The sequence below is a fragment of the Asanoa sp. WMMD1127 genome, from assembly GCF_029626225.1.
GTDB lineage: Bacteria > Actinomycetota > Actinomycetes > Mycobacteriales > Micromonosporaceae > Asanoa.
On sequence record NZ_JARUBP010000001.1, the window covers coordinates 1,483,729 to 1,504,620 of the forward strand.

The following is a 20,892-nucleotide window of genomic DNA, read 5'->3' on the forward strand; positions in this document are numbered from 1 at the left end:
CGCATGGCGACGTTGCCGAAGGTTCTGTTGTGGACCCGCACCGACGTGCCCGGCGCCGAGACCGTCGTCTTCGACGATCGGCGCGGGCTGGTCGCCCGGGGCACCCAGCTGGCGGTCGACCCGATCCCCTACCAGGCCCGCTACGAGCTGGTCGTCGACGAGAACTGGCAGACCTCGCGCCTCGACGTGAGCGTCGAGGGCGCCGGCTTCATGCGCACCGTCCGGATGCAGCGGGCCACCGGGCGCTGGCGGGCGACCACCGGCGAGCAGGGCGACCTCGACGCCGCGCTGGTCGCCGCGGGCCAGCGCCGGGTCGGCTTCCCCGGCATCGAAGACGCGTCCCGGCTCGAGCGGGCGCTCGACGTCGACCTCGGCGGCTCGCCGCTGACCAACACGCTCCCGATCCGCCGGCTCGGGCTGCTCAACGCCGCGGCGGACCGGCAGTTCACCGTGCTGACGGCGTGGGTGCTGCTGCCCAGCCTGGAGATCATCGCGGGCGAGCACGTCTACACGCGGGTGGGCGGCAACAAGATCCGCTACGAGAGCGACAACTTCCGCGCCGACATGACGGTCGACGACGCGGGCTTCGTGGTCGACTACCCGGGCCTCGCCAAGCGCGGCTAACCGCCCCAGCGACCGGTCGTCATGAAGCGGTCCAGCACCGCTAGGTGGGGCGCCAGGTCGAGGCCGGCGGCGGTCACCCAGGCGTCGCTGTAGTAGGTGTCGACGTAGCGTTCGCCGCCGTCGCAGAGCAGGGTCACCACCGAGCCGCCGACGCCGGCCGCGCGCATGTCCGCGATCAGGGCGAAAGCGCCCCACAGGTTCGTACCCGTGGAGCCTCCGACGCGGCGGCCGAGGACCGCGGAGGCCGCGCGCATCGCGGCGAGCGACGCGGCGTCCGGCACGGCGATCATGCGGTCCACCACCTGCGGCTGGAACGAGGCCTCGACCAGCGGCCGGCCGATCCCCTCGATGCGGGAGCCGAGGCCGGTGGCGAGCGTCCAGTCGCCGGCGGCGTACGCGGGATAGAAGGCGCTGTTCTCCGGGTCGACCACGCAGATCTTGGTGGCGTGCCGCTGGTAGCGGACGTAGCGCCCGATCGTCGCGCTGGTGCCGCCGGTGCCCGCGCCGACCACCACCCAGGCCGGCACCGGATGCCGCTCGCGGCCCATCTGCAGGAAGATCGACTCGGCGATGTTGTTGTTGCCACGCCAGTCGGTGGCCCGCTCGGCGTAGGTGAACTGGTCCATGAAGTGCCCGCCCAGGTCGGCGGCGAGCTGGCGGGCGGTGTCGACGGCGGTGGCCGGGTCGTCGACGAGGTGGCACTTGCCGCCCTGGAACTCGATCAGGGCGATCTTCTCGGCCGAGGTCGACGCGGGCATGACGGCGATGAACGGCAGGTCGAGCATCCGGGCGAAGTAGGCCTCGGAGACCGCCGTGGAGCCGGACGACGCTTCGACCACGGTCGTACGCGGGCCGATCCAGCCGTTGCAGAGCCCGTAGAGGAACAGCGAGCGGGCCAGCCGGTGCTTGAGCGAGCCGGTCGGGTGCACCGACTCGTCCTTGAGATAGAGGTCGACACCCCAGTCCCGGGGCAGCGGGAACGACAGCAGGTGGGTGTCGGCGGAGCGGTTCGCGTCGGCTTCGACCGCGGCGACCGCTTCGGTCACCCACGCCCGGTCGGCATCGCTACATCGGTCGAGCTGGTCCATGGGATGCAGGCTATGCCGCGGGCGGCGACAGTGGGCTCGGGCGGTTCTCCCACTTGGCGGACAGGGCGATCGCCGTACGCGTCGAAGCGACCCCGGGTGTCCGGTTCAGCCGCACGATGAGGCGCTCGAGCTCGGCGATCGTGCCGACCCGGACGGTCAGCAGGAACGACTCGACGCCGGCCATGAAGTAGCAGGACTCGATCTCGGGCATCTCGCGGAGCAGCGCCTGGAGGTCGTCGGCGTCGGTGGTCGACTCCTCGACGACGCCGATCATCGCGGTCACGCCGAGCCCGACGGCGGCCGGATCGACCTCGGCCCGGTAGCCACGGACCACACCGGACGATTCCAGCTTTCCGACCCGCTCGTGCACCGCCGGCGCCGACAACCCGACCTGTCGGGCGAGCTCGGCGAAGGACAGGCGGGCGTTGGTACGCAACAACTCCACGAGGCGCAGGTCGATGGCATCCACGTCCTGAGACCCTAACCGGGGCCGGGAGTGGACGATTCGCCGGTCCGCGTGAAACATGGGCAAAGGAGAGTACGGCTCGCAATTTTACCGGGGATCTGCCCACACAGTGCGTTTTCCCCGATTCCAGGACAGTGCACTCTCACGGTGCTCTAATGGCCGTACGTCCCTATGAAAGCCTCTCGCGCACTGCCGGGGCGCACATCTGACCAGTTCGAGAGGCTTTCGCTGACGCGAGGAGGGGACCGTGGACACTGGAGATCGTCTGCTGACGCCGGGCGAGGTGGCTGCGCTCTTCCGGGTGGACCCCAAGACCGTGACGCGATGGGCCGCGGCGGGCCGGATCGGGAGCATCCGGACACCTGGTGGGCACCGACGCTTCCGGGAGTCCGAGGTCCGGGCCCTGCTCGAGGGCGAAGGCGTGCTCGACGACCTGGACGACGGCGCCGACGGCCGTCCTCGCAACGCTGGGCCGACCCAGAGCGGCAACCACGGACCGACCAACGCCGGCCTGCACTGAGGCCTGAGGCGGCCCGTCAGGCGGGCTCGCCGGGCGGGCTCGCGGAGGCACCGCCGATCACTCCGGTCCAACGCCGGGAAAGGTCATGATCGACGCCGATCGCGTCGAGGATCTTGCCGGCCACGAAGTCGACCAACTGCGCGGCGGTCGCCGCGGCGCCGGCGCCGTAGAAGCCCGGACTGGCCGGCAGCACGACGGCACCGGCGGCGTCGAGTTCCAGCAGATGCAGCAGGTGACTGCGGGTCACCGGGGTTTCCCGTGGCACGAGCACCGTCGGCCGGCGCTCCTTGAGACTCACCTCGGCCGCGCGCTGCAGCAGATCCTTTGAGAGCCCCAGGGCGATGCCCGCACAGGCCGCCGTGCTGGCCGGCACCACGACCATCCCGCGGGCCGGGTAGGACCCGCTGCTCGGCCCCGCAGCCAGGTCGCCGGCGGGCCAGAAGTGCAGGTCGGCGCCGGCCAGGTCGCGGCCGAGCCAGCGGGCCAGGTCGTCCTTCCAGTGCCCGTCACGCAGCGGCGCCCCGGTCTCGTCGAGGATCGTCAGCCGCGCCGCGCGGGAGACGACGAGATCGACAGACTCCCCCGCATCGAGCAACCCCCGCAGCACCGAAGCCGCATATGGCGTACCAGATGCTCCCGAGACCCCTACCACCCACGGCGTTCGCATACGGTCAAGCCTATGAGCCGGGGTCGCCCCACCCGGCCCGCACACGGGAGGCCGCTGCCCATGGTGACGCCCGGTCTGTTCTGCCCCATCCCGCCGCGGATCTCTCCGCACGCCGATGACGTCCAGGACTGGTTGACCGGGTGGCTCGTCGATCGCGGCGTGCCCGTCGACACGGCGGAGCGACTGCGCGGGGCTGGGTTCGCCCGCTACGCCGGCCGGCTCTATCCCGACGCCAACGCCCCCGACCTGCGCCTGGTGACCGCGCTGTTCACGTGGTTCTTCCTGCTCGACGACACGGTCGACAGCAGCGCCGCGCCACCGCTGGAGCGGGTGCGGGCCACGGTCGACGGCGTCTACACCACGATCGACAGCGACGGCCGCACGCCGGCGCCCGGCCTGCCCGAACCCATGCGCGCGATGCTCCTCGACTCGTGGCGCGAGATCACCGCCGGCCTGTCCGAGATGTCCGTCGACCGGATCACCGACGCGCTGCGCCACCACCTCGACGGCATCCTCGTCGAGGCCAGCAACAAGTGGGTCGGCCGCCGCCCCGGCATCGTCGAATACATCCAGCTGCGCCGGGCCACGTCGGCGGCGTACGTGTCGTACGCGTTGATCGAGTTCGCCGCCGGGCTGCGGACCCGGATCCCGGAGGCCGTCTACCACCACCCGGTGCTGCGCGAGATCAGCGCGGCCGGCAACGACCTGCTCTCCTGGTTCAACGACCTGCTCTCGCTCGAGCGCGACGAGAACACGGCGGTCGGGCACAACCTGGTGCTGGCCACGGCCCGCGAGCGGGGCCTGTCCCGCGACGCCGCCATCACCGAGGTGATCGGCCGCTGGCAGGAACGGATGACCCGGTTCGTCGAACTCCGCGCGGCCGTGCCGGCGTTCGGCGCCCGCATCGACGTCGCGGTCCGCCGCTACGTCGAGGGCGTCGCCGACTCGGTCCGCGGCACGATCGACTGGTCGCTCGAGTCACCCCGGTATCCCCTGCCGACGATCGTCGAGGACTGGGTCAGCCCCATGTAGTGGTGTCTTGAGAATCGAGACACCTGCGGCATGCGATGTCTGGGTGACGGGGACAACACGACAGCTCCGTCCGTCGACTCGTCCGCCGACAACATCGCAAACCTAGCGGCGTTCATGGAGATCACGACATGCTTCGTGATTCGGCGATGTCTAGGTGTAGCTTCCAGGACCGTTGTTGACGCGGCTGATGGGTGGCTTGCCTGCGAGCGCGGTGTGTGCGGTGGTGATTGTAGGTGTGTAGCCATGTGGGAAGGGCGTCGGCGCGGTCCTGGTTGCTGGTGAAGGGCCGGGAGTAGATCCATTCGTCGGCCATGGTGCGGTTGAAGCGCTCGGCCTTGCCGTTGGTTTGGGGTCGGTAGGGCTTGGTGAAACGTGCGGTGGCGCCGAGGTCGGTCAGGGCGTCGCGCCAGGCGTGGCCGCGGCGGTAGACGGGCGCGTTGTCGGTCATCACGCGTTGGATGCCGGTGATGCCCAGGGCGGCGAAGTGGGCGGCGGCGTTTCGTAGGAACGCGGCGCAGGTGGTGCTTTTCTCGTCGGGGTGGATCTCGGCGTAGGCCAGGCGGGTGTGGTCGTCGATCGCGGCGTGGACGTATTCGTAGCCGACCCGGCCGCCGGCGTTGCGGTCGGCTTTGGCGCGTCGCTCCTGGCTGCTGCCGCGGCCGTGGACGCGCCAGCCGCCGCTGTCGCGGAGCCGGCCGATCTTCTTGACGTCGACGTGGATCAGCTCGCCCGGGTGGGCGCGTTCGTAGCGGCGGATCAGCTGGCCGGTCGGGCGGTCGAGCCAGGCCAGACGGTGCAGGCCGTGGCGGGTCAGGACCGCGTGCACGGTCGAGGTGGGCATGTTCAGCAGCGCGGCCAGCCGGTGTGGCCCGCGTTTGAGGGTGGTCCGCAGTTGGCAGACCCGTGCCTCCACTTCGGGAGGGGTCTTGGCGGGTATCCGATGGGCCACGCTGGGCCGGTCGAAGAGCCCGGCGTCGCCTTCCGCGCGCCATCGGGCCAGCCATTTGTAGCCGGTAGCGCGGGAGCACCCCAGTTCCTTGACCACGTGAGCGACGGGACGGCCCTCGACCACCACGCGATGAATCAGTGTCCGCCTGCCGTGCACGGTCAGCCGGGCATTACGGTGGGCCACGAAGACCTCCGGTTTCAGGTATGAGCGTCAGCACCTCACACCTCGCCGGAGGTCTTCTCACATCTCAAGCCACCACGCCGTCAACAACGCTCATGGTCACTTGAGCTTGACCCGCTTTCCCGGACACCTGATCTGAGGCGAGACTGTCGCCGAGGGAGGAGTTCGGATGCCTGCACCACACCCGCCGGAGTTCCGTGAGCGTGCGGTCGAGTTGGCCCGGTTGAGGGAGCAGCCGATCGCGCAGGTCGCGAAAGGCTTGGGGATCTCCGAGTCGTGCCTGCGTAACTGGTTGGCCCAGGCTGACCGGGACGCCGGCAGGCGTGAGGGGTTGACCAGCGAGGAACGCAAGGAGCTGGCCGCGCTGCGTAAGGAGAAGCGGCGTCTGGAGGTGGAGAACGAGATCCTGCGCCGGGCCGCGGCCTATTTCGCGCGGGAGAACGTCCTCCCAAAATGATCTACCCGGTCGTCGTAGAGCTCACCGCCGACGGCATACCGGTGGCGGTGTGCTGCCGGGTGCTGGGCGTGTCGAGGGCCGGGTTCCACCACTGGCGCCGGCGTGGGCCCAGCCGGCGGGCGATGGCCGATGAGGCGCTCACCCGCACGATCCGCGAGATCCATCAGATGTCCCGCGGTAGCTACGGCGCGCCGCGGGTCCATGCCGAGCTGCGCCTGGCGGCCGGGGTCCGATGCGGCCGTAAACGGGTCGCTCGGCTGATGCGCGCCGACGGCCTCGAAGGGGTGTATCGGCGGCGGCGAAGGGGTTGCACCGTCAGGGATCCGGCCGCCACACCCTCAGCGGATCTGGTCAACCGCCGGTTCGTCGCCAACCGTCCAGACGCGCTGTGGGTCACCGACATCACCCAACACCGCACCGGGCAGGGCTGGGTCTACTGCGCGGTCGTCCTGGACGTGTTCGCCCGCCGGGTCGTGGGCTGGTCGATCGCCGACCACCTACGCACGGAGCTGGTCGTCGACGCCCTGGACATGGCCCGCTGGCGCCGCCGACCGGTGGCCGGACAGACCGTGGTCCACTCCGACCACGGCACCCAATACACCAGTTGGGCGTTCGGGCACCGGCTACGCACGGCCGGGCTGCTCGGCTCGATGGGCTCGATCGGTGACTGCTACGACAACAGCCTGGTCGAATCGTTCTTCGGCTCCATGCAGCTCGAGCTCCTCGACCGCCAACCTTGGGGCAACCGTCAGGAGCTGGCCAACGCCATCTTCGAGTGGATCGAGGCCTGGTACAACCCACGCCGACGGCACTCGGCCCTTGGCAACCTGTCCCCGATCGACTACGAACGACACCACACCGATCTAGCCACCGCGGCGTGATCACCACACCAGAAGTGTCCGGGAAACCGGGTCAAGCTCACACTACACCTAGGGCCCGTTCGGGGGCCGTGTTCGCCGGATCGGATCGTCCCGACGCCGCCCCCGTTGATCGTGTGTACGGAGTCTGGTCCGGGAGTGGCGTGCCGCATGATCGTGTGAACGTCGTCTGGGAGACACGCCGTGAGCGGTCCAGGTGAGATGCACAGGATCATGGCCGGTCGCCGTCGGTCACCTGATGCGCCGCACTGGATCAAGTTGTCCCCGCTGTTTCGGCGGCTTGGCGAGCCGACCAGGAAATGGCCTGAGCCGCGCAACGGACGCCGACCAGATCCTCGACTCCATCTACGCACGGATCCACGACTCGCGATGAAGTGCTAGCCCCGCAGACCCTGCAGCGTGACGAGGTCGAGCAGGGCGAAGGCGAACAGGACGATGCCGATCACGCCGTTGGCGGTGAAGAAGGCGCGGTTGACCCGCGACAGGTCGGACGGCTTGACGATGGCGTGCTCGTAGACCAGCACCGCCGCGGTGATCGCTACGCCGGCCAGCCAGAGCCAGCCCAGGTCGGCGAGGAAGCCGAACCAGATGTAGAAGGCGACCGTCACCACGTGCGTGACCGCGGAGATGACCAGCGCGCCGCGTACGCCGTGGCGGACCGGCACCGAGCCGATGCCGATGCGGCGGTCGGCCTCGAGGTCCTGCACCGCGTAGATGCAGTCGAAGCCGCCGATCCAGGTGCCCACCGCGACGCCGAGCACGAACGCCGGCCAGGACCATTCGCCGGTCACGCCGATCCACGCGCCGACCGGGGCCACCGCCTGGGCCGCGGCCAGGAACAGCTGCGGGTAGTTGGTGAACCGCTTCGCGTAGGAGTAGATGACCAGCAGGAACAGCGCCACCGGCGAGAGCACCAGGCAGAGCGGGTTGAGCGCGGCCGCGGTGCCCTCGAAGACGGCCAGCGAGATCAACAGGCCGATCCAGGCGGTACGCAGGGAGACCGCGCCGGTGATGAGCTCGCGGTTCGCCGTGCGCGGGTTCTGCGCGTCGATTCGCCGGTCGATGATCCGGTTGGCGGCCATGGCGACCGTCCGAGCCGCCACCATCGCGATGGTGATCAGCGCCAGCGTGTCCCACTGGACGTGGCCGCCGTCGAGCCGCATCGCGGCCAGCGCGGCGACGTAGGCGAACGGCAAGGCGAAGATCGAGTGCTCGATCATCACCAGCCGCATGAAGGCCCGGACCCGGTTGGGGGCCGGCGCCGTCACGGCGACCATCAGATGCCGTACTCCTTCCACCGCTTGTCGACCAGGGCCGTGATCTCCGGCGACATGGTCATCTCGTCCGGCCAGCCGCGGGTGTAGCCCTCGGTCGGCAGCTTGCGGGTGGCGTCGACACCGGCCTTGCCACCCCAGAACTGCTGGTAGGACGCGTGGTCCAGGTGGTCGACCGGGCCCTGCGTGAGCAGCAGGTCGTGCGTGTAGTCGACGTTGCCGAACGCGCGGAACGCCACCTCGGCGTAGTCGTGCACGTCGCAGTCGTCGTCGACCACCACGATCAGCTTGGACAGCGACAGCAGGTGGGCGCCCCAGACCGCGCTCATCACCTTCTGGGCGTGCTTCGGGTAGCGCTTGCGGATCGAGACGATCACGCAGTTGTGGAACACGCCGGCCGAGGGCAGGTCGTAGTCGACGATGTCCGGGATCAGCAGCCGGAGCAGCGGCAGGAAGATCCGCTCGGTGGCCTTGCCGAGACCGTGGTCCTCCTGCGGCGGCTTGGACGTGATGATCGAGTGGTAGACGGGGTCGCGCTGGGTCGTGACGCACTCGACGTGCATGACCGGGAACGGCTCGACCGGGGTGTAGAAGCCGGTGTGGTCGCCGAACGGGCCCTCGGGCAGCCGCTCGCCGGGCTCGATGTAGCCCTCCAGCACGATCTGTGCCTGGGCGGGCACCTGCAACGGCACGGTCAGACAGTCGACCATCTCGACCCGCTCGCCGCGGAGGAAGCCCGCGAACAGGTATTCGTCGATGTCGCCGGGCAGCGGCGCGCTGGCCGCGTAGCTGACCACCGGGTCGGCGCCGATCGCGATCGCCACTGGGAGCCGCTCACCGCGCCGCTCGGCCACCGCGTGGTGCGCCGTGGAGTCCTTGTGGATCTGCCAGTGCATCCCCAGGGTGTTGTGCGAGTGCTGCTGGAGGCGATAGAGGCCGAGGTTGCGCTTGCCGGTTTCTGGGTGCTTGGTGTGGGTGAGCCCGAAGTTGTGGTAGATCCCGCCGTCCTCGGGCCAGACCTGCAGCCCCGGCAGCCGGTTGAGGTCGACGTCGTTGCCCTTGTAGACCACCTGCTGGCAGGGCGCGGTCCGGACCTTCTTCGGAGGCACGGACTTGAGCTGCATGACCTTGCCGAGCCCGTCGCGGATGCCCGACCAGCCGACGGGCAGCTCCGGCTTGACCATGGCGCCGATCCGGTCGCCGATCTCGTCGAGGCGCTCGACGCCGAGGGCCATCGCGGTGCGCCGCTCGGTGCCGAACAGGTTGATCGCCACCGGCATCTCGCCCCGGGTCGGCCGCTCGAACAGCAACGCGGGTCCACCGGCGCGGACGGTCCGGGTCACCACCTCGCTGATCTCCAGCGTCGGATCGACCGGCACTCCGACACGCCGCAGCTCACCGGCGCTCTCGAGGGCGGCGATGAAGTCCTTCAGGTCCGGGTACGGGAAGGCGCGGGCCATAAGTAGCAGTCTCGCCTATGGCCTGGGTCGCACCTTCCCGGCCCCCGGTTCAGAAGGTCAGGTCGGCGGCCGAGGCCGGCAGCCCGGCGGCGGAACCGACGTGGATCTCCTGGGCGAAGACGCCGTCGGGCGGGGTGAACCGCTTGGTCACGGCGCCGTGGAGGTCGACGACCTGGAGTGCGCCGGACCCGTCGTACGTGTGGATCAGCAGGTGTTCCTCGCCGACCCAACTGACGATCCGGCCGGCGCCGGGCACGGTGAACCGCGCGCGCTCCGCGCCCGACTCGGGGTCGACGACCACGACCGAGAACGGCGACTCACCGCCGCCCGGCCCACTCAGCGCCAGCTGCCCTCCGGCGGAGAAGGCGGGCGCTTCGCCGAGCGTGGCGTCGGGCACCGGAAGGCTGCGCCGCACTGTGCCGTCGAGGTTGTAGAAGCGCACCTCGGTCGCCTGGAACGGGCTGCCCTCGGTTTCATGGCCACCCAGGGTGATCGCGAAGCCGGCACTGTCGGGCGTCCACCGCGGCCGGATGTCACCTTGGCGGAAGTCGGGCAACGGCACGAAGGTGGCCTTGAGGGTCTCCGCGTCCACGACGACCAGCCCGACGTCGTCGTTGGGCAGCCGGAACGCGATCCGCCGGCCGTCCGGCGACCACACGCCGTCGCCGGCGTTACCGGGGAACCACGGGATCTGCTTGTCGTCGATCCACCTGACGTCGCCACCCGCCTGGTCCATGATGCCGACTCGGGTGGGATGCGCCGCGCTGTTGTCACCGACCCCGACCAGCAGCCGGTCGCCGTCCGGTGCGGGCGTGACGGACCGGTAGTCGACCCGCTCGTACCTGCCGGTCTCCCGGTCGAGCAGCAGCGAGTAGTCGAACGCCGGGCTGCCGTCTTCGACCGCGAGGTCGCGGATGCTGCTGTAGACGGTGACCACCGACCGGCCCGGCCCGCCGGCCACCGGCGTGCCACCGCCCTGTTGGCCGACGAGGGCGACCCCGCCGGCCAGTGCGGCGCACACGGCCAGACCGACCCCGCGAGCGAGCCGGGCCCGCCGTTGCCGCCGGGCGCGGGACAACGCGGTGCGGGCCAGCCCGGCCGGTGGCGGACCGTCGTCGGCGAGCTGCTCGAACGTCTGGCGCAGAGCGCCGGTGAGGCGATCGCTCATCGCGACGCGTCCTCCTTCGCATCGAACTGAAGTTCGGGGGCGAGCTGGCGCAACCGGGCGAGCGCGCGGGCAGCCTGGCTGCGCACGGTCGACTCGGCGCACCCGAGGATCCCGGCGATCTCGTCGTCCGGGCGGTCCTCGAAGTAGCGCAACACCAGCACCGCGCGGTGTTTGGGCGCCAACCGCGTCAGCGCGTGCCGCAGTGCGAGGTGGAGGTCGACGGTCGCCGTCGCGTCGCCGGTGACGGCGGTCTCCGGCACCGCGGCGGTGGACACCTCCGGTCGGCGGCGCAGGCTGCGCCACCAGCTGGTCCGCTGGCGGTAGAGCGCGGTGCGCAGATAGGCCTCGGGCGCGCCGGACCGGATCCGCGGCCAGTGCTTCGCGCCCCGGATCAGCACGATCTGCAACAGGTCCTCGGCCTGCTGCCGATGCCCGGTCAACGCGAGCGCGGTGCGAAACAACGCATGCGACCGCGCCGCCACGAAATCGCTGAACTCCGCCTCGAGATCAGCGTCCATGCTCGTCCCTCATACCCCTGACAACGCCGGGATCGCCCCGGCTGCTGCTTGGCGTCAGGTCACCGGTCCGAGATAGAAGCCGGCCTGGTCCACCCAGACCTGAACCGTCCCGGAGCTGCTGTTGTAGACCATGAACGAGTCTTCGCCGAGACCGACGGTGACCAGGGTCGCGAGGTTCTGACCCGCACCGAAGTTGAGCACGGACGCCGCGGGCCGGGCCTGCCCGTACGGATAGACCGACAGGTAACCGCCCGACTGCGGTGAGGTGACGGCCACGTTGACGACGACGGCGGCACGCGGCTCACACGGTGTCGAACCGCACTCGTTGTCGCTGACGAAGACCCGCACCGACTTGCCCGGGCCGACCGTGGCGCCGGCGTTGAAGCCCGGCTCGAGCAGGTGGCTCGGATAGGTCGGCAGGTACATGTCGCCGCCGCCGGGCGCGAACCAGCCCGACAGGTCGGCGATCAGGTGCACCGTGCCCGAGCCGCCGTGTGCGAACGCGATCTTCCCGTTCACGACCGGGGCGATGACCATGTTGTTCACCGTCTGGTTCGCCACGAAGTTGATGTTCGACGCCGCCGGCACCGCCGCGCCGGGCGGATAGGCCGTGAAGTGGCCGCTCTGGGTCGGCTTCGTGGCGGTCAGGCTGAGCACCACGGCGGCGGTCCCGGCCGGCACCCGCGACGACACGTCGACCGTCACCTTCCCTTGTGGACCGATCGGGGCGGTGCCGGGCACGCCGGTCGCGGTGCGGGTGTCGAGGACCCGGACCGGCGTCGCCGTGCGCAGACCGGTTGTCCCGTCGGCGTAGTAGCCGGCCAGGTCGGCGAGCACGTGCACCGTGCCGTAGCTCTTGTTGGCGAGGGCCACCCGGCCGTTGCGGACCCGCACGGTCACCAGGTTCGCGATGGTCTGGTTGGTGGCGAACATGATGCTGTTGCCGTTGGGCTCGGTGTCGCCGGCCTCGTAGACCTTCACGGCGCCGAACCCCGTCGGCTTCGTCACGGTGACGTTCAGCACGACCGCGCTGGCGTTCGCGGCCGGTGCCGGCAGCGCGAACTGGATCTCCTCGTTGGAGTTCACCGGGCGGGTGCCGGACACTCCGGTCGCGGTCCGGGTGTCGAGCACCCGTTGCGGAGCCACCGCGGTGTAGGAGCCACCGAGCATCATGCAGGGCGACTGGTACTGGGGTTCCTTGGCGGACCGGAAGCCGTCGGGGCTGAACTCGATCATCACGCACGCCCAGCCGGCCTTGGTGAAGGTGACTCGGGCGGTTCCGGTGCGGTTGACGATCGGCCGCCCCACGTTCCGGTTGAAGGTGAACACGCCGATCGGCCCGTCGGTGACCCAGGCATAGCTCGCTTTGGCGGTCGTCACGGTCTCGAACGCGCTGCCGCCGGGCACCCGGCTGATGGTGGAGGTCAGCGACGCGGCGGGCACCAACTCGACAGCGCCGCGGTCGACGAAGCCCCCACCGCTGTTAGGGCTGTCGGGCTTGTCGGCGCGGGCGTTGCCCACCAGGTCCGTGGCGGGTCGCGCCGGCGCGTCGGCCAACGCGGAGTCGATCGCCGGCGATTCGGGCGTCAGGCTCCACCCCGCGTCGTACGAGTCGGCGTTGACGAGCTTCGGGTCGGCGGCGATGTCGTGCGTTCCCTGGCCGGTGGCGTCCCGGAACGCCGTCAGGCTCGGATAGGCGGTGTCGCCCCACGAGTAGAGCGCACCACCGTGCCCGGGATCGATCACGTTGTAGTCGACGCGCCCGTCGGCGGTGGCCGCGCCGGCGACCGTCACCGGCAGCACACTCGCCGGATCGGGGCCCGACGCCGCGGCGCACCGGCCGGAGAGGCCGACGGCGACGGTGCGCACGATCGAGTTGTGGAGGGCGAACCCGGCCGACGCCCCGGAGACCGCGACACCGGTGCCGCAGTCCGTCACGATCGTGTTGTTGGTGATCGTCGTCGCGGGGGCGTCGGCCACTGTGACGGCTTGGTGCACCGCGGGGCCGACACTGCGGACGAGTCGCACGCTGTTGCCGGCGAGCACCGTGCCGGTGGCGCCCGCGCCGATCGCGAAGGCCGGAGCGCGAACGGCCCACACCGACATGCCGCTGACCGTCACCCGCTGCGAGCCGCCTCGGACGTCGACTCCGGGCACGTCGACGGTCGTGAGCCAGCCGTTGGAGACCGTGATGTCGCTCGAGTTCTCGACGAGCACGGGGGCCGCGGTGCCGTAGCCGAGTTCGAACCCGTCGATGACGACGTCGTGCACGCCCGAGGCGCGGAAAGCCGTCCCGGTCGGGCCCGGGTCAAGTTCGACGCGGCCACCAGGCCCGCGGTACGCGGCGAACGTGATCGGTTTGCCCGGTTGTCCGGAGGGCACCACGACGGTCTCGGCGTACCGGCCCTTGTCCACGGCGATCGTCTGGCCGGGCAGCGCCACCTCCGCGGCCTTCGAGATCGTGCAGTAGGGCCTGCTCTTACTGCCGTCCTGCGTGCTGCCGCAGGAGTTGGCGACGTGGATGGTCGCCGGCGGTTCGGCCGCCGCCGCTACGCCGACCGCCAGCCCGGCCGCCGTCAACACACCGATGCTCAGCAGCGCAAGGCCGCGACGTACCACCATCTCGCTCCCCCGTCAGAACTTGATCAAGGGAGAGCGTAGCGACAGGATCGGCCGCGATCCATGGCCGTTCGGGTGAGGTCAGAGGCCGCCGTACGAGTGGAGGCCCGTGAAGAAGATGTTGACGCCGAACAGGTTCATCAGCATCGTCAGGAAGCCCAGCACCGCGATCCAGGTCGCCGTCGTCTGCTTGACGCTCGGGGTCGCGCGCGCGTGCAGGTAGCCGGCGTAGACGATCCAGGAGATGAACGCCCACACCTCCTTGGGGTCCCAGCCCCAGTAGCGTCCCCAGGCCGACTCCGCCCAGATCGGGCCGGCGATCAGCGCGCCGAAGGTCCAGATCGGGAACGCGAACGCGTGCAGGCGGAACGACAGTCGCTCGAGGACGGCCGCGGCCGGCAGGCGCTCGCCCAGGCTGAACGGGAAGCTCATCCGGCCCTTGTCGTAGCCCGAGCGGATCAGGAACAGGGCCGCCGGCACGAAGCCGATGAGGAAGATGCCGGACGAGATCGCCACGGCGGTCACGTGGATCGCCAGCCAGTAGGAGTCCAGGGCCGGCACCAGCGGACCGACCGGCACGTAGAGGAACAGCGCGGCCACGCCGAGCAGGACCACCTGGGTCAGCGCGACGTAGAGCCCGAGGTGCCGCAGCGCCGGCCGCTGGACCATCACGACGACCCACGCCACCGCCGCGACCGAGGTGGCCGCCAGGACGTACTCGTACATGTTGCCCCAGGGCAGCCGGTCGGCCGCGACGCCACGGAAGACCAGCGAGCCGATCTGGGCCACGCCGGCCAGCACCAGCACCGCGGCGGCGACCCGGCCCGCCCAGGCGCCGCGGGTCGGTGGCTGCGCCGCCGGCTTCACCTCTTCGATCACCACCGGCGGTCCGCCGGCGCCGACGAGTTCGCGCTCCCGGGTCGCCACGCGGGCGACGGCACCGCGGTCGCCGAACGCGTACACGGCGGCGTAGCAGATCATCGCGACGAGGTAGCCGAGCATGGCCACCACCAGCAGCGTGTCCGACAAGGCGGCCATCAGGTCTTCTCTCTCACGGCGGCGACGGTGGAAGCGAACTCCTCGGCGAAGCCGGGGTAGTCGGTGCGCGGGAGGCCACCGGCCTCGAGCAATCTACTACTGGATGTCGGAGATGGGGAAGCCAGCCGGAAGAAGACGCGCCGGCGCTTGCCGAACAGCGAGCCCATCAGACCGGTGAGGGCGAGCACCGACGCCACCAGCGCGATGCCCTGGCCGGGGTCATGCCGCACCGACAGGACCGCGTAGGCCTTGGTGCCGACGAACTGCACGGTCGAGCCGTCGTCGAGCGTCCACGACTCGCCGGGCTTGAGCAGCTTGGCCTCGCCGACCTGCTTGAGCCGGCCCGCGTCGATCTGGGTCTGGTCGAGCCGGTAGACCGAGCTCGGGATGCCGGCGTCGAGGCCGAGGTTGCCGCGGTAGGCGGTCAGCAGCAGCGCGGGGTTGTTCTCCGCGGGAAACTGCGAGCGCAGGTACGGCGCCTGGTCGGGTGCCGTCGGCAGGTAGAGGCCGTCGAAGCCCATCTGCAGGTTCGGGTCCCGCAGGCCGGTGGCCGGGTCCACGTTGGCGTCCGGGAACGAGATGGCGCCCGAGCTGGTCTGCATCTCGTCTTCCGAGAGGAACGGGCCTTCCTTGGTCTGCGCCTTCCCGAACCGGTCGGTGTAGCGCAGGATCGGCGCGTAACCGTGGCCGAGCAGGTAGACCGAGGCACCGTCGAGCCGCAGCGGGTCGTTGACGGAGAAGCTGTCGGTGCGGGTCGGCCCGTCGCCCTCGACCGTGACCGTCGCGCGGAACTCCTTGGGCTGCCCCGTCGTCTGGAACGACGCCTTGAAGTCGTCCAGCGTCAGGCAGAACGGCTGCAGCTTGTCGTCGACCCGCGGGCCGAGCTTCGACTCGTCGTACTGCTGCAGGCTGTTGCAGAAGCCGGAGTCCTTGCCGGCGACGAGGATCCGGTTGCCGTGCCAGCCGTACCACGAGCCGAGCGCCACCGCGACGAGCACGGCGATCAGCGAGAAGTGGAAGAGCAGGTTGCCGGTCTCCTTGAGGTAGCCCTTCTCCGCCGACACGGTGTCGTCGCGCACGACGACCCGCCAGCGTTGCTTGCGCAGGGCCGCGGCGACCTGCGCCACGTCGCCGTCGAAGTCCGCGACCGTCTCGTGGTGGGGCAGCCGGTCGAGCCGGGCCGGCACGTTCGGCGGCCGGGAACGGATCGCCCGGTAGTGGTCGCGCAGCCGCGGCAGCACGCAGCCGATCAGCGACGTGAACAGCAGCAGGTAGATCGCGGCGAACCAGGCGGAGCCGAAGACGTCGAATCCACCGACCTTGGCGACCCAGGGTGCCAGCGTCGGGTGGTCGCGGTAGAAGTTCTGGACCTGCTCGACCGCCACGTTGCTCTGTGGCAGCACCGAGCCGGGGATCGACGCGACGGCCAGCAGGAAGAGCAGGACCAGCGCGGTGCGCATGCTCGTCAACTGCCGCCAGAAGCCGCGGGCCAGGCCGAGCAGCCAGCTGCCCCAGCCGGGTGGGCGGGGCGGCGGGGCCGGCGGCGCGGGTCGGGTCTCGGTGGCGGTCATTCAGATCCCGATGCTTCCCGCGCCGCTGGGCTGCAGCCAGATCAGGAAGGTGCTCCAAGCGCCGGTGATCAGGGCCACGCCGATCGCGATCAGCAACGCGGCCCCCACGCGGGTCACCCACTGGCTGTTGCGGCGGATCAGCTTGAACAGCCCGAGCAGCCGGGTGAAGAACAGGCCGAAGACCACGAACGGGATGCCCAACCCGAGGCAGTACGCGACGGCGAGCACGACGGCCCGGTCGACCTGCCCCGACGTGCTGGCCAGCAGCAGCACCGAGCCCATCGTCGGGCCCACGCACGGCACCCAGGAGAGCGCGAACACGGCGCCGAACACCGGGGCGGCGAGCAGGCCGGCCTTCGGCAGCGCCTGGATCCGCACCTCGCGCTGCAGGCCGGGGATGACGCCGAGGAAGGCCAGTGCCAGCACGATGATCAGTGAGCCGACGACGATCTCCAGCAACCGCCGGTGCTCGACCATCGCCCAGCCGACCCGGCTGACCAGCACCGCCACAAGCACGAACACGGTGGTGAACCCGACGATGAACAACATCGTGCCGGCGAACACCCGACTGCGCTCGCGCACCGCGGTCGCCAGAGCACCGCCTCCGGCGTTAGGAACGGTCCGTTGTTCTGCGGAAACCGTTAGTAACGGGCCGTTCCTTTCGAGCTCGGAGCCGGCGAGGCCGGTGACGTAGCTCAGGTAGCCGGGGACCAAGGGGAGGACGCAGGGTGAGAGGAAGCTGACCAGGCCGGCCAGCGCCGCGCCGCCGATGGCGAACAGCAGCGGGCCGCTGATCGCGAGGTCGCCGAACGTCTCGCCCATCAGGAAGCCTCGGCCGCGACCCGCTCGACGATCCGCTGGAGCTGGTCCGTGGTGACGGCGCGGCGGATCACGTACGCGATGTCACCGGACCGGTCGACGACGATCGTGGCGGGGATGGAGTTGGGCGGGATCTCGTAGCCGAGCGCCAGCTTGCTGGAGGGGTCGAACACGCTCGGGTAGGCCACGCGCTGGTTGTGGAACGCGAGGGCGGCGTCGCGGCTGTCGCGGATGTTGATGCCGAGGAAGTCGACGCCCTTGGCCTTGGTCGACTCGTAGACCGCTTCCAGGTCGTCGATCTCGGCCCGGCACGGCGGGCACCACGATCCCCAGAAGTTGACGACGACGACCTTGCCGGCGCTCGACGCCGAGTCGTAGGTGCCGCCCTCCAGCAGCTCGCCGGAAATGGCCGGCGCCACCGGACGCTTGCCGGCGGCGCACTCGATGACCTGTTCGGCCGACGCCGAGCACAGGTCCTGCCAACTGTCGCCGCCGCGGCCGGTGACCACGTAGACGATGGCGGCCACCGCGAAGGCGGCGACCGCTGTCCCGACGAGGAGCCCACGACGGCGCACGCTAGGCGCCCTTGGCGTTGCGGGCGTTGGGCGACAGCGCGACGAGGTGCGCGGCCGGCTCCGAGTAGCCGATGCCGACCACCTTGGCCCCGTCGAAGTGGAACGAGGTCAGGCTGCACAGTCCACATTGGCGTCGGCGCGGGTCGTGCCAGAGCCGCTTGTGCTCGACGTAGCGGCGCAGCGTCCAGATCGGCAGCTGGTGCGAGATGCAGACCGCCTCGTGGCCCTCGGCCGCGACCCGGGCGGCGTGCACGGCCGCGAACATCCGCTCGGCGATCGCCCGGTAGGCCTCGCCCCAGGACGGGGTCAGCGGGTCGCGCAGCACCCACCAGTTGCGCGGGTCGCGGAACGAGCCGTCGCCGGGTGAGACCCGCTTGCCCTCGAACCAGTTGGCGCTCTCGATGAGCCGCTCGTCGACGCCGACCGGCAGGCCGAACTGGGCCGCGATCGGCTCGGCCGTCTCCTGCGCGCGTTCCAGCGGGCTGGCCACGACGTGCGTGACGTCGCGGTCGGCCAGCGCCTGGGCGGCGGCCTTGGCCATCTGGCCACCGAGCTCGCTGAGCTTGAAGCCGGGCAGCCGCCCGTACAGGATCTTGTCCGGGTTGTGCACCTCGCCGTGCCGCAGCACGTGCACCACCGTTGTCGTCACGTCGCGCCCCCCGCGTCCGCCGCCGCCTGCGCCGCGCCCGGCAGGGCCGCGGCCAACACCTCGAGGGCGGCGTCGTCGATCGCCGCCGACACGAACCAGGCCTCGAACGCACTCGGCGGGAGGTAGACGCCGGCGTCGAGCATCGCGTGGAAGAACGCCTTGAAGGCGGGCACGTTCTGGGCGCGGGCGCCGTCGAAGTCGACCACGTCCGCGTCGGTGAAGAAGATCGAGAACATGTTTCCGGCGTACGACAACCGGTGCGGGACACCCGCGGCGGCCAGCGCCTCGGCGGCCAGCTTGCCCACTGTGGCCGACGTCTCGTCGAGGCGCCGGTAGACGGCGTCGTCGGCGAGCCGCAGCGAGGCCAGGCCGGCGGCGCAGGCGAGCGGGTTCCCGGAGAGCGTGCCGGCCTGGTAGACCGGGCCGGCCGGGGCGAGCTTCTCCATGATCTCGGCGCGACCGCCGAACGCCGCCGCCGGCAGACCGCCGCCCATCACCTTGCCGTAGGTGTAGAGATCGGCCTCGGTGTCCTCGACGCCGGCCCAGCCGGACCTGGAGACCCGGAAGCCGGTCATCACCTCGTCGACGATGAACAGGGCGCCGTGGGCGTGGGCGATGCGGGCGACGCCCGCGTTGAAGCCGTCGCGCGGCGCGATCACGCCCATGTTGCCGGGCGCGGCCTCGGTGATCACGGCCGCGATCTGCGCGCCGTCCTCGGCGAAGACCGCCTCGACCGCGGCGAGGTCGTTGTAGGGCAACACGATCGTGTCGGCCGCCGAGGCGCCGGTGACGCCGGGCGAGTCCGGCAGCGCGAACGTGACTACGCCGGAGCCGGCGGAGGCGAGCAGCGCGTCGACGTGACCGTGGTAACACCCGGCGAACTTGACGATCTTGGAGCGGCCGGTGAAGCCGCGGGCCAGCCGGATCGCCGACATCGTCGCCTCGGTGCCGGAGTTGACCAGGCGGACCTGGTCGATCGGGGTCCGCGCGACCATCTCGGCGGCTAGCTCGACCTCGCCCGGGGTGGGCGTGCCGAAGCTCGTGCCACGGGCGGCCGCCGCCTGGACCGCGTCGACCACGGCCGGGTGGGCGTGCCCGTGGATCAGCGGGCCCCAGGAGCAGACGAGGTCGACGTAGCGCCGGTCGTCGGCGTCGTAGAGCCAGGGTCCCTCGCCCCTGACCATGAACCGGGGGGTGCCACCGACCGCCCGGAACGCGCGGACGGGAGAGTTCACCCCGCCCGGGGTCAGCTCACGGGCGCGGCGGAACAGGGCCTCGGATGCCGGCGCGTCGGACGGGTACCGACCGGGGCCGGCCGAATTAGTTTCGGTCACGGTGCTGCCATTCTGACAGCGTGTAGGAGATGGCAGGCAGGGGGGCCTGGCGGACCGGCTCGACGGGCCGCTCCCGGTAGATCGCGATAGGCTGCTGGCGTGGAGCGTCCGGAGCTGTCGATCGCCGTGCGGCGCACGCCGGAAGAGGCCGTGCTGAGTCTCGCCGGCGAGATTGACATGCTCACCGGCAACCGGCTGGTCAACGCGATCACCGAGGTGCTGACCGAGCCCACGCCCAGGATCACCCTCGATCTCGGCGGCGTCACGTTCTGCGACTCCACCGGCCTCGGCACGCTCGTCGTGCTCAGCCGTAAGGCCCGTGACGCACAGAGCGTGCTGGTGCTGACCAACGTCGGTGACTTCCTGATGCGGGTGCTCGACATCACCGGCCTCCGCTCGGCGCTCATGGTCAAGAACAGCGAGCCCTCGAGCTAAGCCGCTGCGGCCTCAGCCCCAGCGGGCCTGCTCGAGGATGGCTATCGCCTGGTCCTTGGCGCCGTCGTCCGTGGAGCGCAGCAGGGTCGTCGCCGCGTCGACCGCCTCCGCCAGGCTCTTCCACCGCGCCTCGCGTTCGCGCACGTCCTCGTTGTGTGCGGCCAGCTGGCGACTCTTGTTCCAGAGGTCCACGAAGACCGACACCTTGGCGCGCAGCACCCACGGGTCGAACGGCTTCGTCAGGTAGTCGACCGCTCCCGCGGCGTAACCGCGCAGCGCGAGCTGGGCGTCCCGGTCGGCCGCCGTCAGGAAGATGATCGGGACATGCCGGGTCCGCTCGCGGCGCTTGATGTGGTTGGCCGTCTCGAAACCGTCCATGTCGGGCATCTGCGCGTCGAGCAGGATCACCGCGAAGTCGTCGACCAGCAGCTGTTTGAGCGCCGCCTCGCCGCTCTCGACGGCCACGGATTTCACCGGCAGCCCTTGCAGGATCGCCTCCAGCGCGAGGAGGTTTTCCTTACGGTCATCGACCAGCAGTGCCTTCGCGGTGCCACTCACCGTCCCACCCTAA

20 protein-coding genes and 1 pseudogene are annotated in these 20,892 nt (G+C 70.6%); 5 read left to right on the forward strand and 16 right to left on the reverse strand.

Annotated elements, in window-relative coordinates:
- Positions 1-3 precede the first annotated feature (3 nt).
- Positions 4-624, forward strand: coding sequence for a putative glycolipid-binding domain-containing protein (locus O7635_RS07255; RefSeq protein WP_278079634.1), 621 nt, complete (start codon positions 4-6; stop codon positions 622-624).
- Here the strand turns inward: O7635_RS07255 and O7635_RS07260 are convergent.
- Together O7635_RS07260 and O7635_RS07265 are read right to left on the reverse strand one after the other, a co-directional pair.
- The gene (locus O7635_RS07260) at positions 621-1,712 is read right to left on the reverse strand and encodes a PLP-dependent cysteine synthase family protein (protein ID WP_278079635.1); all 1,092 of its coding nucleotides are present in this window, start codon (positions 1,710-1,712) and stop codon (positions 621-623) included. The genes O7635_RS07255 and O7635_RS07260 overlap by 4 nt on opposite strands.
- A 10-nt stretch (positions 1,713-1,722) precedes the next feature.
- Positions 1,723-2,181, reverse strand: coding sequence for an Lrp/AsnC family transcriptional regulator (locus tag O7635_RS07265; protein WP_278079636.1), 459 nt, complete (start codon positions 2,179-2,181; stop codon positions 1,723-1,725).
- A 244-nt stretch (positions 2,182-2,425) separates the two neighbouring features.
- Here O7635_RS07265 and O7635_RS07270 point away from each other — a divergent pair, with 244 nt between their 5' ends.
- On the forward strand, positions 2,426-2,698 hold the full coding sequence (locus tag O7635_RS07270; RefSeq protein WP_278079637.1) for a BldC family transcriptional regulator: 273 nt from the start codon (positions 2,426-2,428) through the stop codon (positions 2,696-2,698).
- A 16-nt stretch (positions 2,699-2,714) separates the two neighbouring features.
- Here the strand turns inward: O7635_RS07270 and O7635_RS07275 are convergent, their stop codons facing one another.
- Positions 2,715-3,365 (reverse strand): UbiX family flavin prenyltransferase, encoded by a 651-nt coding sequence (locus tag O7635_RS07275; protein ID WP_278079638.1) that lies wholly within the window; start codon positions 3,363-3,365, stop codon positions 2,715-2,717.
- Between the two features lie 12 nt (positions 3,366-3,377).
- Here O7635_RS07275 and O7635_RS07280 point away from each other — a divergent pair, with 12 nt between their 5' ends.
- A complete protein-coding gene (locus O7635_RS07280) occupies positions 3,378-4,397 on the forward strand; it encodes a terpene synthase (protein ID WP_278079639.1) in 1,020 nt (339 codons plus the stop codon).
- Between the two features lie 150 nt (positions 4,398-4,547).
- Here the strand turns inward: O7635_RS07280 and O7635_RS07285 are convergent.
- A pseudogene (locus O7635_RS07285) lies at positions 4,548-5,529 on the reverse strand (IS481 family transposase).
- A 166-nt stretch (positions 5,530-5,695) separates the two neighbouring features.
- Here O7635_RS07285 and O7635_RS07290 point away from each other — a divergent pair.
- Positions 5,696-6,864, forward strand: a protein-coding gene (locus tag O7635_RS07290) for an IS3 family transposase (RefSeq protein ID WP_278079640.1) whose coding sequence is annotated in 2 segments (ribosomal slippage) — positions 5,696-5,945 and positions 5,945-6,864 — 1,170 coding nt in all. Because the reading frame shifts where the segments join, the coding sequence is not laid out codon by codon here.
- A gap of 374 nt (positions 6,865-7,238) precedes the next feature.
- On the opposite strand, the gene mqnP is transcribed toward O7635_RS07290, so the two are convergent.
- The 11 genes from mqnP to hemL form a co-directional block, all read right to left on the reverse strand.
- Positions 7,239-8,138: a menaquinone biosynthesis prenyltransferase MqnP gene (gene mqnP / locus O7635_RS07295; protein ID WP_278079641.1), complete on the reverse strand. Its 900-nt coding sequence runs from the start codon at positions 8,136-8,138 to the stop codon at positions 7,239-7,241.
- A complete protein-coding gene (locus O7635_RS07300; protein ID WP_278079642.1) occupies positions 8,138-9,595 on the reverse strand; it encodes a menaquinone biosynthesis decarboxylase in 1,458 nt (485 codons plus the stop codon). The genes mqnP and O7635_RS07300 overlap by 1 nt, the downstream gene beginning before the upstream one ends.
- A gap of 49 nt (positions 9,596-9,644) precedes the next feature.
- Positions 9,645-10,763: a hypothetical protein gene (locus O7635_RS07305; RefSeq protein ID WP_278079643.1), complete on the reverse strand. Its 1,119-nt coding sequence runs from the start codon at positions 10,761-10,763 to the stop codon at positions 9,645-9,647.
- Positions 10,760-11,281, reverse strand: a complete 522-nt coding sequence (locus O7635_RS07310) for a SigE family RNA polymerase sigma factor (RefSeq protein WP_278079644.1) — start codon at positions 11,279-11,281, stop codon at positions 10,760-10,762. Before O7635_RS07310 ends, O7635_RS07305 begins: the two co-directional genes overlap by 4 nt.
- A 54-nt stretch (positions 11,282-11,335) precedes the next feature.
- The gene (locus tag O7635_RS07315; RefSeq protein ID WP_278079645.1) at positions 11,336-13,903 is read right to left on the reverse strand and encodes a hypothetical protein; all 2,568 of its coding nucleotides are present in this window, start codon (positions 13,901-13,903) and stop codon (positions 11,336-11,338) included.
- A gap of 78 nt (positions 13,904-13,981) precedes the next feature.
- Entirely contained in the window at positions 13,982-14,938 is a 957-nt protein-coding gene (gene ccsB, locus O7635_RS07320) for a c-type cytochrome biogenesis protein CcsB (RefSeq protein WP_278079646.1), read from the reverse strand.
- Positions 14,938-16,509 carry a cytochrome c biogenesis protein ResB gene (locus tag O7635_RS07325; protein WP_278079647.1) on the reverse strand — a complete coding sequence of 524 codons (1,572 nt, stop codon included), beginning with the start codon at positions 16,507-16,509 and terminating at the stop codon, positions 14,938-14,940. The genes ccsB and O7635_RS07325 overlap by 1 nt, the downstream gene beginning before the upstream one ends.
- Positions 16,510-17,331 (reverse strand): cytochrome c biogenesis protein CcdA, encoded by an 822-nt coding sequence (locus O7635_RS07330; protein ID WP_278079648.1) that lies wholly within the window; start codon positions 17,329-17,331, stop codon positions 16,510-16,512.
- Complete coding sequence (locus O7635_RS07335) at positions 17,331-17,846, reverse strand: TlpA disulfide reductase family protein (RefSeq protein WP_278085399.1); 516 nt, start codon at positions 17,844-17,846, stop codon at positions 17,331-17,333. The genes O7635_RS07330 and O7635_RS07335 overlap by 1 nt, the downstream gene beginning before the upstream one ends.
- 58 nt (positions 17,847-17,904) lie before the next feature.
- Positions 17,905-18,552, reverse strand: coding sequence for a histidine phosphatase family protein (locus O7635_RS07340; RefSeq protein WP_278079649.1), 648 nt, complete (start codon positions 18,550-18,552; stop codon positions 17,905-17,907).
- Positions 18,549-19,886 (reverse strand): glutamate-1-semialdehyde 2,1-aminomutase, encoded by a 1,338-nt coding sequence (hemL, locus tag O7635_RS07345; RefSeq protein WP_278079650.1) that lies wholly within the window; start codon positions 19,884-19,886, stop codon positions 18,549-18,551. The genes O7635_RS07340 and hemL overlap by 4 nt, the downstream gene beginning before the upstream one ends.
- A 99-nt stretch (positions 19,887-19,985) precedes the next feature.
- On the opposite strand from hemL, the gene O7635_RS07350 reads away from it, so the two are divergent.
- Entirely contained in the window at positions 19,986-20,321 is a 336-nt protein-coding gene (locus tag O7635_RS07350; protein WP_278079651.1) for an STAS domain-containing protein, read from the forward strand.
- Between the two features lie 12 nt (positions 20,322-20,333).
- On the opposite strand, the gene O7635_RS07355 is transcribed toward O7635_RS07350, so the two are convergent.
- Complete coding sequence (locus O7635_RS07355) at positions 20,334-20,879, reverse strand: response regulator (RefSeq protein WP_278079652.1); 546 nt, start codon at positions 20,877-20,879, stop codon at positions 20,334-20,336.
- Between the last annotated feature and the right edge of the window lie 13 nt (positions 20,880-20,892).

Coding starts and splice junctions, on each gene's coding strand:
- ccsB (WP_278079646.1), bottom strand. CDS start 14,938: ATGGCCGCCTTGTCGGACACGCTGCTGGTGGTGGCCATGCTCGGCTAC.
- O7635_RS07275 (WP_278079638.1), bottom strand. CDS start 3,365: ATGCGAACGCCGTGGGTGGTAGGGGTCTCGGGAGCATCTGGTACGCCA.
- O7635_RS07260 (WP_278079635.1), bottom strand. CDS start 1,712: ATGGACCAGCTCGACCGATGTAGCGATGCCGACCGGGCGTGGGTGACC.
- O7635_RS07305 (WP_278079643.1), bottom strand. CDS start 10,763: ATGAGCGATCGCCTCACCGGCGCTCTGCGCCAGACGTTCGAGCAGCTC.
- O7635_RS07255 (WP_278079634.1), top strand. CDS start 4: ATGGCGACGTTGCCGAAGGTTCTGTTGTGGACCCGCACCGACGTGCCC.
- O7635_RS07310 (WP_278079644.1), bottom strand. CDS start 11,281: ATGGACGCTGATCTCGAGGCGGAGTTCAGCGATTTCGTGGCGGCGCGG.
- O7635_RS07330 (WP_278079648.1), bottom strand. CDS start 17,331: ATGGGCGAGACGTTCGGCGACCTCGCGATCAGCGGCCCGCTGCTGTTC.
- O7635_RS07280 (WP_278079639.1), top strand. CDS start 3,378: ATGAGCCGGGGTCGCCCCACCCGGCCCGCACACGGGAGGCCGCTGCCC.
- mqnP (WP_278079641.1), bottom strand. CDS start 8,138: ATGGTCGCCGTGACGGCGCCGGCCCCCAACCGGGTCCGGGCCTTCATG.
- O7635_RS07300 (WP_278079642.1), bottom strand. CDS start 9,595: ATGGCCCGCGCCTTCCCGTACCCGGACCTGAAGGACTTCATCGCCGCC.
- O7635_RS07315 (WP_278079645.1), bottom strand. CDS start 13,903: ATGGTGGTACGTCGCGGCCTTGCGCTGCTGAGCATCGGTGTGTTGACG.
- O7635_RS07325 (WP_278079647.1), bottom strand. CDS start 16,509: ATGACCGCCACCGAGACCCGACCCGCGCCGCCGGCCCCGCCGCCCCGC.